The following is a 15,623-nucleotide window of genomic DNA, read 5'->3' as shown; positions in this document are numbered from 1 at the left end:
TTCCCCGCAGTCACCCTAAATCACCAAACCGGATGCATCGGTGACGCCCCCGTCCGGGCTAGGGTGCCACTTCATCTTGACAGGTGTTGGTCAGCATTCCGATGCCGTCGATCTCCACCGTGCACTCGTCCCCATCCTTCAAATACACAGGCGGATTGCGGGCATCCCCGACTCCCGGCGGCGTTCCCGTAAAGATCAGATCGCCGGGTTTTAACGTCATGAATTTGGAAAGATGGGCGATCAGCGTCGGGATATCAAAAATCAACTGAGCGGTGGTGCTGTCTTGAACGACTTCGCCGTTGAGCCGCATTCGCACTCGCAGGTCCGATGGGTCGGGAACTTCGGACTTTGGCACCACGCAGGAACCGACCGGGGCAAACGTGTCGAAAGATTTGCCCAATAACCACTGTCCCGCCGGCCGACCTTTTTGCCAGTCGCGAGCCGACACGTCGTGGCCACAGGTGTACCCGTAGACGTAGTCCATCGCCTGATCTTGGGGCACATGCTTGGCTTCTTTGCCGATCACCACGACCAGTTCGGCCTCGTAGTCCACTTTCTTAGAGATGCTAGGCAACCGGATCACACCGCCATGTCCGATTAGGGTGGTGTTGAATTTGCTGAAGACAACCGGTTCCGAAGGAATTTCCGCGCCGGTTTCGATGGCGTGGTCACGATAGTTCAAACCGATGCAGATCACTTTTTCGGGCGTCGGGGTCGGCGGCAAGAATGCGTCCGGCGCGTTTCGCCAGGTTTCATCCGATGCATCGACCGCGACATTCGAACTGAAAAAGTTTTGATCGTTGACGCCGGGCAGCGGACAAATTTTGCCTTCGCTGAACATCGCGTACTCGATCGCGTCATCTTCGTTTCGATATCGGCAAGTCACCATGGTAGAACCTGAGTCGGTGGAAGGAAGGAAAGGATTGATAGATCAAGTTGCACGCAGCAGGGTCGACAGCGCGACCCCACCGCTAAGTCGTATGAGAACTTTCGCGGACCAATTGCTGATCGACTTCGTTGCTGACGATGACGCCGTAATTGATCGCCCCCAACCATCCGCTCATGATGATGCCGACACTGCCGGCGTGGTACATCCCGCCAACCTGTTGGGGCAATTCACGGCTGACGCCCAAGCCTTCGAATTTAGTGCCAAAGCTGGCTCCCGATTCGTGCCGCGTGTAGTGGTGAAAGGTTCGCGGCGTGGCGGCTTCGGCGCGATCGATTTTATCACGGACACCGGGGATGTATTTTTCTAACGCTTCGATCGTCGTTTCGACCAAGTCTTGTTTGCTGGCCTCGTAGTCGTGTTCGTTCAGATCGGCCCAATCGGACCAGTTCGCGTTGGTGCTGCTGACGATCGCGTAACGATCCTTTTTGCCAGGGCGTGCGCGAGGATAATAGAAACTGAACGTGCGGCTGGTGATGTCTCGCGACAGCAATAGGTCGGTACGAAACTCTTTCGACGTGCTGGTAAAGAACAGGTCGCCACTGGATTCGTCGATTTCCTGCCCCGGTTTCAGCGCCATGTAGACCTGCGTGCTGCTGTTGTTCAGACGAACCGCTTGGGTCTTGTCGACAAAGTCGCGGTCCAGTGCCTCGGTACCGATCATCTTCAGCACGGTGGTGCGCAGGTTGGCATTGCTGACCACCGCGCGGCACTTGATCTTTCGACCGTTGGTCTCCACCGCCGCAACATGCCCTTTGTCCAAATGGATGCGATCGACGCCACAGTTGATTCGAATATCGACGTTGTTGCTGATCAATTCCTTTTTCATCCGCGCGATCAGATCGTCGGTGCCACCTTCGTAGATGAACACTCCTTTGCTCATAAAATTACTGAACACGATCCCGTAAGTGATCGCCGGATCTTCCAACGTGGATCCGTTGGCGTAGGTGATCGGTTCCATCAACAGCCGCACCACATCGTCGCGACCGGGAAAAAACCGGTCAAACAATTGCCGCGTAGTGGTGGTTTGGTCGTCAAAGAAATTCATTCCACGCGCGGTATCAAAGAATTCCGTCACGGTCGAATGTTCAATCCCGAACTTGGACGTCAACAGCCGGGTGAAGTCATCGCGGTTGAAAGTCGTCGTCAGCGAGAACTGGGGATTGTCGAATCGGATGTTCTTCAGTTGAACGATCCGGTCTGAAATGTCTTTGTTCCAATAACGCCGACAGGATTTGATCATTCCGTGCGGGAACCCGTGCAACGAAATGTCAAACGTATGGCCACCGGGCCGCAGGAACCAAGTTGCCAGTCCGCCCAATTTGTAATGCTGTTCCAGCAACAGAACACGGTGCCCCGCGCGGCCCAGGATGTTGGCCGACGTCATTCCGGCCAAACCGCTGCCGATCACGATCACGTCGTACTCGTCGGCCGCACCCTTCAGAAAGTCTTTTGCCATCAGCTATCAGTCGTAAGTTTCAGTTTCAAAATGGACAGGGGTTGGATTCACCCGTTTGAACCGGCGGCCGGCGAACCGATTCCACGGCGAACGGGCGACCAGCGAACCGACGGCCGGGCGATCCCCGGGGTCAGATCCTAGCCTATTGGGCGGGATCATCAGACACCGCTACAACGGGCCTATGTCGGGCTGCAATTCTGCGTACACGCCCAGTTGGTCGCTATCGGGCGGCCTATCACCGTACAACAACAAACTGCCTTCGCCGACCAGCCATCGTTCGTCCAGCACTCGGATCGACTGTTTCGGATCGGCCGCAACCTGCTGCCCACGTGGAATTCCGGTGCTGACGACTTCATGGGATTCGCGAAAGATCGCAACCCATTCGGGCGGCAATGCCGTCGAAATCCGGCGAACACGGCTGGCCTGATCCGCGACGACTGAAATTTTCCAGCGGCTGTCTCGCGGATCTTCCTGGATCCGAACCGTCACGACAGCGTCGCCGGCGGCGATCGGCACAGCCCCAAACCAGGTCGGGTGCACCTGGCCACGTTCCAGCAGAACGCTATAAGCCAAACGATGCTTTACCGACCCCGGCGGACATCGGACGTGAAATCGATAGGTCAGCGGTTGATCGGCCGGAGCTCGCAAAGCCGCCATCTGCCCCTCGGCAGTGGGTTCCAAGTAACCGACCTCGGATCGCAACCGGCTGAGGTCGGCCTGGACCGACCGCAACTTCATGACGGTCGTGCCCCAGCCGAGCGCAAACACGGCCAAGGTCACCCCCCCAAGGATTTCGCGCAGGCTAAGCCGCAGTCGGCGTTGCCGGGTGGTCGGATCTCCGGCAGGCGCGATGTCAGGCACGACGTCAGCCAGCCGACTGGCGTCGTGGTCTTGCAGCGGATCAGGGGAATCGTGGGATGACATGCGAAAATTGTATCGCCGGGGGAAACCCTCAGGTGATCTCGTCTGCGGATGGACTTGGGCGGATGACGGCTGTGGGGGATGCAGAAGCGGGGGGGGAAAGGAAGAAGAGTTCGAGTTCGAGTTTAAGTTCGAGTTTAAGTTGGGTGCTGGATGACGGTTTGAAGACTTGAACTTGAACTTGAACTTGAACTTGAACTTGAACTTGAACTTGAACTTGAACTTGAACTTGAACTTGAACTCGAACTCGAACTCGAACTCGAACTCGAACTCGAACTCGAACTCGAACTTGAACTCGAACTTCGACGGCAAGGTTGACTAGCCCCCCGACAGGACTCGGTTGGGATCCAATCGCTGGCCACGCATCGAAACGGAGGCCCCGGCTTGAAACGGGGCGGTGTCTCAGAGGACACTGCTGGGCAAAGCAGATACTTCCGCCTGACTCCGAAACTCGCTCCGCGGGCTGAAATTGACCGAACTGAAAATCGTCTGGGATGGCGGCCACCTGATCGCCGTCGACAAACCCGCGGGCCTGTCGACTCAGGCGCCTCCGGGATGCGACAGCCTGGAATTTCGGTTGCGGGCTCAATTGGCCCCTCGCACGCAATATCTGGCGATCGTGCACCGCTTGGACCGTCCGGTCAGCGGGATCGTGTTGGTCGCGTTGCGGAAGAAAGAAGCCCGCCTGATCTCGGACCAATTCGCGACCCGGAAAGTGACCAAGCAGTACGCCGCCATCGTCGCCGGGCACGTCGTGCCGGGGCAAAGCGTATGGACCGATCACGTCCGCAAGGTTCCCGATCGGCCGTTGGCACAGATCTGTGACGCGTCGGTCGACGGCGCCAAACATGCCGAAACCCGTGTCCAGGTGATTGCCTACGACCAGTCAGTCGACCGCAGCCTGCTGCATCTGTTCCCTCATACCGGGCGAATGCATCAGCTGCGGATCCAATCGAGCCACCGCGGTCACCCGATCATCGGCGATTCGGACTATGGTTCGGTGGATAACGAGTCTGCGCCCCAACCGACCGTCCCGGGGCCGTTGATGCTGAGGGCGGAATCGATCGAATTTCACGATCCAGCCAACGGGCGACGGATTTCCGCCAGCGTCGAGACGTTGCCTTGGACCGATGGCTTCGGTTAAGCATGCAGGCAAAGTATCATCGCCGCCTACCGAAAAAAATTTCTCCGCCAGGCCAGACCATGTTGCGCATCGGTGCCGTTTCCTACCTGAATACCAAACCTCTGATCCACACCTTGGCGGATCAATTGGGGTCGCGTGGGAAGTTAACGCTGGATTTGCCCAGCCGCCTGGCCGCGGATTTGGCCACTGGAAAACTGGATGTGGCCCTGATTCCGTCTGTCGAATATTTCCGCGGCGATGGCTACAGCATCGTTTCGGACGCCGCGATCGGGTGCCGTGGGCCGGTTTGGAGCGTCCGGTTGCTGAGCCGAGTTCCGATCCCCGAAATCAAAACACTGGCTTTGGACGAAGGCAGCCGCACCAGCGCCGCGATGACCCAGGTGTTGTTGTGGGAAATGCATGGTCTGCGGCCCGCGACCGTGCCGATGGCGATTGACCAGACGCCAGAAGACGTCGACGCCGACGCCATTTTGCTGATCGGCGACCGTGCGATGCACACGCCCCCCGGCGTCTATCACGAAATTTGGGACCTCGGGGATCGGTGGTGCCGTTGGACGGAACTGCCGTTCGTGTTCGCCATGTGGGTTGCTCGCGAAGGGGTCGACACCACCGGTTTGGCGGCGATTTTGGAATCCAGCCGCGATTCGGGGCTTGCGAACCTCGAATCAATCGCTGCGATCGATGCCGGATCCCACGGGCTGACCAAAGAAGACCTGTATCGTTATTTTGCAGAGAACCTAAATTTCCGACTCGGCCCGGGCGAACAACTGGCACTCGATACGTTCCGAGCTCGTGCCAGCAGCATTGGCCTGGCTCCCAAACCCACTGTCCCCTCGGCCTGATCCCGACCTTCCCGTTCGGCCTTAACCCCCGTCACCACCATGACCACGACCGACTCGACCATCCGCCCCATCCTGGACAAAGCGATCGCCGGAGATCGACTTTCGCCCGCCGACGGACTCGCACTGTTGCACAGCCATGACTTGGCCGCGATCGGTTCGGCCGCCGATCAGGTTTCCAGGCGGATGCACCCGGAACCGTATCGAACCTACAACGTCGATCGGAACATCAACTACACCAACATCTGCACCGCCGTTTGCGACTTCTGTGCTTTCTATCGGGGCCCGAAGAGCGACGAAGGCTATGTGTTGCCACGCGCCGAACTGTTGCAGAAGGTCGAAGAGACGGTCGCCCTTGGCGGCAACCAAATTTTGATGCAAGGTGGTCTGCATCCGAAATTCAAACTGGACTGGTACGAGGAACTGCTTCGCGACATCAAGTCGTCGTTCCCAGAAGTCAACATTCACGGCTTCAGCCCACCAGAACTGCATCACTTCACGAAGGTCAACAACCTGCCGATCGAAGAAGTCCTGTCGCGACTGAAGGCCGCTGGTCTGGGCAGCATCCCGGGTGGCGGAGCCGAAATTTTGGTCGACCGAGTCCGGGACGAGATCACACGCGGCAAGGTGAACTCGGATGACTGGCTGAACGTCATGCGTGTGTGGCACAAGATGGGCGGCATCAGCACGGCAACGATGATGTTCGGTCATGTCGAAACGCTGGCCGAACGAATCGAACACCTCGAACGCGTGCGTTCCCTACAGGACGAAACCAGTGGCTTCACCGCGTTCATCTGTTGGACCTTCCAACCCGACAACACCGAACTGTCGCATATCCCCGCGGCCGGATCGTTCGAATACTTGAAGACGCAAGCGATCGCGCGACTGTACCTGGACAACGTGCCCAGCATCCAAAGCAGTTGGGTGACACAGGGTCTAAAGATCGGGCAACTGGCCATGCTGTTTGGTGCCAACGATATGGGCAGCCTGATGATCGAAGAGAACGTGGTCGCCGAAGCTGGCACCGTGCACTTTTTGTCGCTGCAACAGATCCGCGACGCGATCGAAGAACTGGGTTTCCAACCGCGGCAACGCGACGTGTTCTACAACTTGGTATCGCCCGATTTGGAACGCAAAGCGATGGAAGCGCGTCCCACCCCGCCGAACGAATTGGTGCAACTTTCGGTTTAGGTCCAAGGGGACGCTGCGAACTTTTGGATTTCCTTCGCTCTGGGATGCCGCTGGCGACCAACGGCGGCGCCGGATCCGTCACAATGGCCGCTTGTTTCCATTGTCACCTCGATCCACATAGGCCCCTCGATGCGTCCCATCGTCCAAATTTCTCTCGACCTGACCAACATCACCGAGGCGATTGAAACGGCCCATATGGCGATGCGTGCCGGGGTCGATTGGTTAGAGGCCGGGACGCCGCTGATCCTTGCTGAAGGGCTGCACGGAGTTCGCGCCCTGCGTGCCGAATTTCCGGACACACCGATCGTTGCCGATTTGAAAACGATGGACGGTGGCTATCTGGAAGCCCAGATGATGGCCCAGGCCGGTGCGACACACGTGGTTGTGATGGCCCGTGCACACGAAGAAACGATCCGCTGTGTCGTCAATGCCGGCCGTGACTTTGGGGTCAAAGTGATGGGCGACAATATGGTTTGCCCCGACATGGTCGACGGCGCCAAATGGCTGGAGGATCTGGGCTGCGACTTCGTCATCCATCACATCGGGTACGATGAACGACGCGGAATCGCTGCACGCGGAAGTCGGATGCCCAGCCCGATGGATCAATTGCGCGAAGTCTGTGACGCGGTCAAAGTCCCTGTGCAGGCGGTGGGCGGATTGTCGATCGAACAAGCCATCGCATGCCCCGCCCATGGCGCCCCCTTGGTCGTGCTGGGTGCTCCGCTAACGATCGATGCAGAGTCCTTCAAAACCGCCGACGGAGATCTAGAATCGTCGCTGCGGATGATCTGCGACGCTGTCCATGCCCACAACGATTCCGCGTAACACCTCCCTGTCGACGCTTCCCACCCGACGCTTCCCACCCCACACGTCCCACCTTGGCGAATCCCGATATGAAGTCTGCCGCCGTTGTCAATTATTCCCCCGAAAAGCACTCCGTCGAACTGCGTGACGTCGAATGCCCGACCATCGGCAGCGATGACGTGCTGTTGGAAGTCGCCAACGTTGGTGTCTGTGGCAGCGATCTGCATCAATGGACAGCCGACCATTCATGGCCGGTCAACTATCCGGTTGTCCTAGGGCATGAATTCGCGGGCTCGATCGCCGAAGTCGGCAGCAACGTTGCCGGATGGTCCGCAGGCGACCGCGTGGTCAGCGAAACCGCAGCGATCATCGACGACAACAGTCCGATGACGCGTCGCGGACTGTACAACTTGGACCCTAGCCGAAAAGGATTTGGTTATGGCGTCAACGGTGCGATGACCAAGTACGTGCGTGCCCCGGCGCGGATCCTGCACCGTGTCCCAGACCAACTGCCACTGGAACAAGCCTGTTTGACCGAACCGTGCTGCGTCGCCTATAGCGCCGTGGTCAAAAACGGTTCCATCGAACCCGGCGACCGCATCATCGTTCTAGGCCCAGGGACGATCGGCATCCTGTGCGCGGCGATGGCCCGTCTGTGCGGCGCCCAAGTCGCCCTGGTTGGACTTCCCCAAGACGCCCACCGCCTAAAGATCGCGGAACAGTACGGGTGCGAAACGATCATCGGTGACGCCAAAGAATGGGCGATGGAGCGCGACGGACTCGGATGCGACGGAGTGATCGATGCGGCCGGCGCCAGCATCACGTTGAAGATCGCACTGGATTTGGTTCGACCCGCGGGATGGATCAGCAAAGTGGGCTGGGGCCCCCAACCACTCGGGTTCAACCTGGACCCGTTGGTTCAAAAGAACATCACGCTGCAGGGCAGTTTCAGTCACAATTGGCCGATCTGGGAACGCGTCATCGCGTTGATGGCCAGCGATCAGTTGGACGTCCGCCCCATCATCGGCGGTGTCTGGCCGATCAGTCAGTGGCACGAAGCGTTCGAAAAGATGCACCATGGCGAAGTGGTCAAATCGGTTCTGAATCCCAACTAGTTCCGCTTCGCTTTCGCCTGTCTTCCCGATCATCTCCCGCCATCACATCCCACCCCCATCAGATCATGCCGCAACTCGCAGCTTTCCCCAAAGCCTACATGCATGCGTTGTGCAAAGACGGCACGATGACCGTCGCACAATGGATCGACATTGCCGCCACCTTGGACATCGATGGCATCGAATGGTACGCCGGTTTTCTAGAGATGGCGGACCGGTCGAACTGGTCGCAATTCCGAAGCCGGGTCCAGGACCACGGCATGGTGATCCCGATGGTGTGCTGTTCGCCCGACTTCACTCATCCGGATGCCGATTTCCGCGCCGCACAAATCGAGCACCAGAAATCATGGATCGACATGTCCCATGAACTGGGCGCCAGTTACTGTCGAGTGCTGAGCGGTCAACGGCGTCCGGAGCTATCGATCGACGAAGGCGTGCGGCTGGCGGCCGATTCGATCCAACAATGTTTGCCCTATGCCCAGGAACGCGGCATCACGCTGATCATCGAAAACCACTACAAGGATGACTTTTGGGAGTATCCCGAATTCGCCCAGAAGATGGACGTGTTCTGCCAATTGGTGGCCGCGATCGATCATCCTAACTTTGGTGTCAATTACGACCCCAGCAACACGTACATCGCCGGCGAAGATCCACTGGAACTGTTGCGACGAGTGTCCGAGCGAGTGGTCACGATGCACGCCAGCGATCGCTACCTGACCGAAGGAACGATCGAGGATCTGCGCCGTGAAGAAGGCGGTTCCGTGGGCTATGCCCGACGACTTAGCCACGGCGAAATCGGCAAAGGCCTGAATGACTACGACGCGATATTCACCGAACTAACCCGAGTCGGTTTTGACGGTTGGATCAGCATCGAAGATGGCGTTGACGGGATCGAACAACTTCGCCGAAGCGTCACGTTCCTAAAACAAAAAATCGCTCAGCACTGGCCGCAAAGCTAGCGGTGAAGAAGGATTCCCGGCGACGGACCGGGCTGCCGTTGCCGTTGGCCGTTTAGCCGCCAGCCTCGGTTTCGTCACGCAAGAACCGGGGCTATCGCTCGAACGGCTGGCCAAACAGTTGCCCTCTGGCACCGGTGCGACGCTGCACCATTCACAACCGATGGATCATTTTGGGTTGGAAGTCGTCGACAGGTCCACTTTCGCGGGCACATCGTCGAGTCCCCAGTATTGGTGTTGAATTCCAGCTTCATTCACAACCACGATCCGCAAGCCAGATGGGTCTTTGCCCAGCGGCCGGCCGACGGGTCCGGTGGTGATCATTTCCATCGCTCCCGCGGTCCCGTAGGCGTTTCGATGGTAGTGGCCAGCGAACACGGCCCGGACTCCCGCCTGTTTCAACTGCGCCAGTAGCGGCGTCCTGCGTTCCAACGGGATGTTGAAGTATTCATCCGGTTCGTCTTCCTGCGTCAGAAACAGCGGGTGATGCTGGAACACCAGGATATGTTTGGCCTGCGCATCTTTCGCGGCAACCAACTGCTGCTGCAGCCACGCCTGCTGGTCGGCATACACTCCCGGCGCGCCGCTGGGATCTTTCAGCACACTGGAATTCATCACGATGTTGCAAACGCCACCGACCCAAAACGAAAAATAGTCATCGCCAAAATGGGATTGATAACTGGCGATCGATTCGGGCGTGGGGCGGTTCCCCAGATCGTGGTTCCCACAGACGCATACCAACGGAATATCAGCGTCCACTTTGGAAAAGTCGCGGCGGTACTGTGCCACCTGATCTTGATAACGATCCTGTTTGGGAGTCGCGTTGGTCAGGTCACCACAAACGATCACAAACCGAGGACGCAGCCGATTGATGTGCTGGACGGTGCGCTGCACCAGAGCGGCTTCCTGTTCGAAACCCTTGTTCCCGGTGAACATGCCGTATTGAGTATCAGCCAGTTGCATGAAGAAGAACGGGCTTTGCCACGTCTGTTCGTGCGGTGAATCGAATGCCGCAAAGGTCCGATTCGCGGCCTGTGCAAAACGGTCGTTCGCTGCATCCGCAATGGGCTCATCGGCTCGCGCCGTCGCAGTGACAAAAAGCAGGATCAGAGTGAGGGAGGTCCGCATGAACATGAAACCGAAATTGTGAAAACAGAAACGAAGCAAAAGAGCGGTCCCCCCAAATCCCCGTAGTGGGATTCGCCAGAATTCCCTCGTCGTTGGTGATGCTGGGAATTCTGGCGAACCCCACTACGGGTGATCGTATGGAGATCTTGGTGGTTGGTTAGGGAGCGACTGGGGCGACGGTTTTTTGGAGCCGTTGGCGGGTGGCTTTCCAGGCGGCGTTTCCGTGCTCGATCCGTTCGGCTGGCTTGCCCGTCATTGGCCAGTTGGGATCCGGGCGATGGGCTTCGGCAAAGATCGCCTTGGCTCGTTTGACTTGATCCGGGTGTTGACCGGCGATGTTCGACGACTCGCTGCGATCGGTGGCCAGGTCATAAATTTCGATCGGCTGATCGACGCCGTTTTGGACCGCTTTCCAGTCGCCCCAACGAGCGGCGCGGATGGGCTTGCCTTCGTGCAGTTCCCAATAGAAGTAATCACGTTTGGGCGCCTCGGCCCCTTCGAAATAGTCCAGCAGCGAAACACCATCGGTTTCGTATCCGGCCGGCGTCGTCGCCCCCGACACTTCGACAAAGGTCGGCATCAGATCCCAGAACGCCCACGGTTGATTATCCACTCGCCCGGCCGGCACATGCCCTGGCCACCACGCGATCGCGGCCTGACGCAGGGCACCTTCATAGAGCCCACGCTTGTATCCGCGAAGCCCGTTGCTGGCCTGATCAAACAGTTTCCCCATGTCCGATTGCGGACTGAACGATGAACCATTGTCGCCGCTAAAGACAACCAACGTATCGTCATCGATCTTCAGTTCTTTTAGCAGATCAAACATTTCGCCCATGTCGGAATCCAACCGTGTGACCTGCGCGGCATAGGCTTTCTGTTTGTCGGTCCATGGCTTATCGGCATAGATCCCGTAGTCATCGATCTCGTGCCGACCATGTGGCAACGTCACCGCATAGAACATCATGAAGGGCTGTTCGGCGTTGCTTCGAACCCACGCCAACATGTCGTTCTGAATCAGTTCTTGGGCGTAGGTTTCGCCAACCGTGTTGCCATCATTGCCAGGAAGTGGAAAGGCCTGATCGTCGTTATGCAGATAGCGAGGAAAGTAGCTGTGGGCGTGGCGTTGGCAGTTGTAACCAAAGAAATGGTCGACGCCCTGTTTCATCGGGCTGCCGGTGGTATCAAAGAACCCCATTCCCCATTTGCCGAACGTGGCGGTCGCATAGTCTGCTTGCTTGGCAACTTCGGCGATCGTGACCGTTTCGTCCGGCAGCGGAAATTGACCTTCGGGTGCCAATTCGTAATTGCCGCGAACCGGGCAATGCCCGCTGTGCAGCCCCGTCATGAACGTTGACCGACTGGGGGCACAGACACTGGTCCCACAGTAGGCCTGCATGTACCGAGTCCCTTCAGCCGCCATCTGGTCCAAACGCGGCGTTTGAATCAATTCCTGTCCGTAGCACCCGAGATCGCCCTGTGCGACGTCATCGCTTAGGACAAAAATGAAGTTGGGTCGCCGTTCCTGGGCCACGCAAAGGCCGGACAAAAACAGCAACGACAAACAGGCAAATCGACAAACACACAACACGATATTTTCTCTTCTAATCACGAAGCGACAATTCAAAAATCAGGGCAGAGCGGAAAAGAAGTATCCGATTCTTACAACAAGTGTTTGGCTTTGATTTCCAGATACTGATTCACCAGCGGGGCGGTCAGTTCATCGGGGAAAGCGTCCACAATCAACACACCACGGTGCTCCAAATCTTTCAATACCTGGTCACGCCACAGCAGAATGTCTGCGGCGGCGGCCGATCGATACATCGAAAATGAATCTCCACCGGGCGAATCCGCGGCGTCGAACATTTCGCGGTCACGCAGCAGTACCCCAAGCGGAAGATGCTGGCCGTTGATGTTGCCAAGATAATCCACCACCGCTCCCGCGTTGACCTCGTCGATCACATTGGTTGCCAACACGACCAACGAACGTCGCTTGCAATGGGTCGACAGGTACAAAAACGCTTGGTCGTAGCGAGATTCGACTAACCGAGGAAACTGGTCGAACCCGGCATGGATCAACCGATTCATCTGACTTTTGCCACCCGCCGGCGGAATGTAGGAATGAATTTCGTCGGAAAAACACAGCATGCCCACCGAATCGCCCTGCGACAGTGCAACATAGGCCATCATCAAAGTCGAATTCAAAGCGTGATCCAACAACGAATACCCATCACGTTGGTTGGTCATCATCCGCCCGCAATCGAGCAGAAAGATCACACGCTGACTCTGGTCACTTTGAAACTGGCGAACCGTTAGTTTGCGTCGCCGCGCGGTGCTGCGCCAATCGATGTGCCGGTAATTGTCGTCACGGCTATAGTCACGCAGCCGTTCAAATTCACTGTCCTGACCAATCCGGCGTGTCTTACGAACACCGATCAAACTAAGCCGGTTGGTACGCGCCAGCAGGGCATAGTCGGACAGTTGTTTCATGTCCGGATAGACATTCAATGGTTGGGCCAGCGGCAGCACCAAATGTCGTTTCCACAATCGGCACAGACTTGAAAAGTTCAAGTAGACGTTCCGTAATTCGAACGCACCGCGACGTCCCGGTGTTAGCTTCCGCCGTGCGGTCATCAGCCCTCGCGTCGGCAGACGCAGTGCGTGATGTTCCGGCGACGACGTGAAGTGTTCCGGCAGGTCGTCACGAACCTGGCCGATCAACGCCATTCCCGATCGGTTTTCCACCGTCAATTCACTGTCGACGGTCACCCCCAACGAACAGGTCTTGGGGATCGAACGCCGGACTTCGACGCCACGATTGGTCAACGTGTAAAGCAACGCAAAGTCGATGGCGGCGATGATCACTAGCCCGACATCGACCATCGCGGCAATGACCAAAAATCCGGGAATGAAGATCGCCACCACACTGACGACCAACGACACGGCCAACAAACCAACCCACGCCATCGATGGATAGATCCGCAGTTTCCAAGCCGCGACCAGCAACGGCGCGGCCAGAAATGCCAGCACCAACCACGGCCACTGGCTCTGCCACTGGACATGGTCTTCGATAGACCGCTGGAAAATTTCGTTCATGCGTTCGTTGGTGCTGGTGCTGTGTTGACGCAAAAGGTCGGTGCCGTGCCGAGCATCGACTCATCGTAGCGAAACTCGCCAGAAGTTTGTCGATTGAGCGGAAGTCACAACGGCAATGATAAGCCGCTGGCCGTGAGGTCACGGGCAGCGGGGGGGGGGGATTCCCGGCCGCTCACGCGTCGCGGCTCACTGAATCGAAAGATCGCCAACAGTTTCGGCAGGGATCGGGGGGCCGAAAGTTTTGGCAACTTTCGCTACGGAGAAAGGAGGAATGAGAGGATGGACATGCCGAAAGTTTTGGCAACTTTCGCTACGGAGGAAGGTTGGATGGACACGCCGAAAGTGTTGGCAACTTTCGCTACGGAGGAAGGTTGGAATGAGAGGATGGACATGCCGAAAGTTTTGGCAACTTTCGCTACGGGTGGAAGCAGAGTTTTGAAACCTTCACGTGGCACTACAGCGCGATCGTGACGGTTTTGTTTTCGGTGTACGCCTTCAGTCCTTCTTCGCCTAGTTCCCGGCCATACCCGCTCATTTTGAACCCTCCGAAAGGGGCCGCGGCGTCGAACACGTCGTAGCAATTGACCCAAATGGTTCCGGCTCGGACGCGTGCGGCAAATTCGTGCGCCACCGAGATGTCGCGTGTCCAAACGGCGGCCGCTAGTCCAAAGAACGTATTGTTGGCTCGTTGGATGATGTCGTCTTTGTCATCAAAGGTCAGCACACTTAGTACCGGTCCAAAGATCTCGTCCGTTGCGATCGACATATCGTCGCGAACGTTGTCAAAGATCGTCGGTTCGATGAAGTAACCTTTGTCGCCGACGCGATTGCCCCCGCTGATGCAATCGGCTCCCTCTTTTTTGCCCTTATCGATGTACGACAAAATCTTATCGAATTGAGCCTGATCCACCTGTGGGCCTTGTTCGGTATCGGCAGCGAACGGATCACCAACCTTTCGCCGGGCCGTCAGTGCCTGCAGCTTTTCGATGAACTCGTCATGCTTGCTGGATTCGACGAACACTCGGCTGCCTGCACAACAACATTGCCCTTGGTTCAGGAACAGTCCCACATAGGCGCCCATGGCAGCCGCATCCAAGTCGGCATCGGCAAAGATCACATTGGGGCTTTTGCCGCCCAATTCAAACGTCAATCGTTTCAGCGTGTCGGCTGAATCGCGGGTGATGATCTGAGCCGTTCGATGTTCGCCGGTGAATGCGATCTTGTCGATCTGCGGATGTTTGACCACTGCGGCGCCGGCCGTTGGACCGAAGCCGGGAACGACATTGATGACGCCGTCGGGAATGCCAACCTCTTTGGCCAATTGGGCCATTCGCAAACAGGTCAGCGGCGTTTGTTCGGCCGGCTTCATCACGATCGTGCAACCGGCGGCCAGCGCCGGCCCCCATTTCCAAGCCGTCATCAGAATCGGAAAATTCCAGGGGATGATCTGACCGGCCACACCGATCGGTTCCCGGCGGGTGTAACAGAAGTGGTTGCCACGAATGGGAATCGTGCTGCCGTGAATCTTGTCGGCATAGCCGGCGTAGTAACGCAGACAATCGATCGCCAATGGCAGATCCACGTTGCGACTGTCTTTTAACGGCTTGCCGTTATCGAGCGTTTCCAGCGCTGCCAAAGCGTCAATTTCCGCTTCCATCCGATCGGCCAACAGGTACATCAACCGGCCTCGATCGCGGGCATCCATCGTCCGCCAGGGACCGTTTTCGAAGGCTTCGCGTGCGGCCTTGGCTGCCGCATCGACGTCCGCGGCGTCCCCTTCGGCGACTTGCGCGATCTCCTGTTCCGTCGCGGGGTTGATCGTCGCAAACGTTTTCCCGCTGACGGCCGGCACCCAATTACCACCGATGAAGCACTGGGTTTCGGTAATTTTGATTTCGGATGGGGCGGATGAAATCGTCGCAGACATGCAAACCTCCGGTGATTCGCTGGGGAAACGGGGACATTGGCCAGTGTAGCGGATCACGAAACAAGCGAGGTTGCCGAGGTTCTCTCCAGCGTCCAAAATCCGG

At 57.6% G+C, this 15,623-nt stretch carries 13 protein-coding genes; 6 read left to right on the top strand and 7 right to left on the bottom strand.

Annotated elements, in window-relative coordinates:
- Window positions 1-58: 58 nt before the first annotated feature.
- The 3 genes from K227x_RS07900 to K227x_RS07890 form a co-directional block, all read right to left on the bottom strand.
- Window positions 59-889, bottom strand: a complete 831-nt coding sequence (locus K227x_RS07900; protein WP_145169010.1) for a fumarylacetoacetate hydrolase family protein — start codon at window positions 887-889, stop codon at window positions 59-61.
- An 82-nt stretch (window positions 890-971) separates the two neighbouring features.
- Window positions 972-2,405, bottom strand: coding sequence for a phytoene desaturase family protein (locus K227x_RS07895; protein ID WP_145169009.1), 1,434 nt, complete (start codon window positions 2,403-2,405; stop codon window positions 972-974).
- A 168-nt stretch (window positions 2,406-2,573) separates the two neighbouring features.
- Entirely contained in the window at window positions 2,574-3,329 is a 756-nt protein-coding gene (locus K227x_RS07890; RefSeq protein WP_145169008.1) for a hypothetical protein, read from the bottom strand.
- 466 nt (window positions 3,330-3,795) lie between these two features.
- Between K227x_RS07890 and K227x_RS07880 the strand changes: the two genes are divergently transcribed.
- From K227x_RS07880 to K227x_RS07855, 6 genes are all read left to right on the top strand, one after another.
- Entirely contained in the window at window positions 3,796-4,470 is a 675-nt protein-coding gene (locus K227x_RS07880) for an RluA family pseudouridine synthase (RefSeq protein WP_246146663.1), read from the top strand.
- A 59-nt stretch (window positions 4,471-4,529) separates the two neighbouring features.
- Window positions 4,530-5,312: a menaquinone biosynthetic enzyme MqnA/MqnD family protein gene (locus K227x_RS07875; RefSeq protein ID WP_145169007.1), complete on the top strand. Its 783-nt coding sequence runs from the start codon at window positions 4,530-4,532 to the stop codon at window positions 5,310-5,312.
- Between the two features lie 39 nt (window positions 5,313-5,351).
- Window positions 5,352-6,500: a cyclic dehypoxanthinyl futalosine synthase gene (mqnC, locus tag K227x_RS07870; RefSeq protein WP_145169006.1), complete on the top strand. Its 1,149-nt coding sequence runs from the start codon at window positions 5,352-5,354 to the stop codon at window positions 6,498-6,500.
- Between the two features lie 129 nt (window positions 6,501-6,629).
- The gene (locus K227x_RS07865) at window positions 6,630-7,325 is read left to right on the top strand and encodes an orotidine 5'-phosphate decarboxylase / HUMPS family protein (RefSeq protein ID WP_145169005.1); all 696 of its coding nucleotides are present in this window, start codon (window positions 6,630-6,632) and stop codon (window positions 7,323-7,325) included.
- A 68-nt stretch (window positions 7,326-7,393) separates the two neighbouring features.
- Window positions 7,394-8,419, top strand: coding sequence for a zinc-binding dehydrogenase (locus K227x_RS07860; protein ID WP_145169004.1), 1,026 nt, complete (start codon window positions 7,394-7,396; stop codon window positions 8,417-8,419).
- Between the two features lie 65 nt (window positions 8,420-8,484).
- Window positions 8,485-9,375: a sugar phosphate isomerase/epimerase family protein gene (locus K227x_RS07855; protein ID WP_145169003.1), complete on the top strand. Its 891-nt coding sequence runs from the start codon at window positions 8,485-8,487 to the stop codon at window positions 9,373-9,375.
- Window positions 9,376-9,540: 165 nt separating this feature from the next.
- Here the strand turns inward: K227x_RS07855 and K227x_RS07850 are convergent, their stop codons facing one another.
- The 4 genes from K227x_RS07850 to K227x_RS07835 all read right to left on the bottom strand — a co-directional run bounded on the left by K227x_RS07850 (window position 9,541) and on the right by K227x_RS07835 (window position 15,520).
- Entirely contained in the window at window positions 9,541-10,500 is a 960-nt protein-coding gene (locus tag K227x_RS07850; RefSeq protein WP_145169002.1) for a metallophosphoesterase, read from the bottom strand.
- A gap of 157 nt (window positions 10,501-10,657) precedes the next feature.
- Window positions 10,658-12,088: an arylsulfatase gene (locus K227x_RS07845; RefSeq protein ID WP_218933845.1), complete on the bottom strand. Its 1,431-nt coding sequence runs from the start codon at window positions 12,086-12,088 to the stop codon at window positions 10,658-10,660.
- A 71-nt stretch (window positions 12,089-12,159) separates the two neighbouring features.
- Window positions 12,160-13,593 (bottom strand): DUF58 domain-containing protein, encoded by a 1,434-nt coding sequence (locus K227x_RS07840; protein WP_145169000.1) that lies wholly within the window; start codon window positions 13,591-13,593, stop codon window positions 12,160-12,162.
- A 454-nt stretch (window positions 13,594-14,047) separates the two neighbouring features.
- Window positions 14,048-15,520: an aldehyde dehydrogenase family protein gene (locus tag K227x_RS07835; protein ID WP_145168999.1), complete on the bottom strand. Its 1,473-nt coding sequence runs from the start codon at window positions 15,518-15,520 to the stop codon at window positions 14,048-14,050.
- Between the last annotated feature and the right edge of the window lie 103 nt (window positions 15,521-15,623).

Source organism: Rubripirellula lacrimiformis (genome assembly GCF_007741535.1).
Lineage (GTDB): Bacteria > Planctomycetota > Planctomycetia > Pirellulales > Pirellulaceae > Rubripirellula > Rubripirellula lacrimiformis.
The sequence above is the reverse complement of the archived record's forward strand: the minus strand, read 5'-3'. Positions and strand labels throughout refer to the sequence as shown.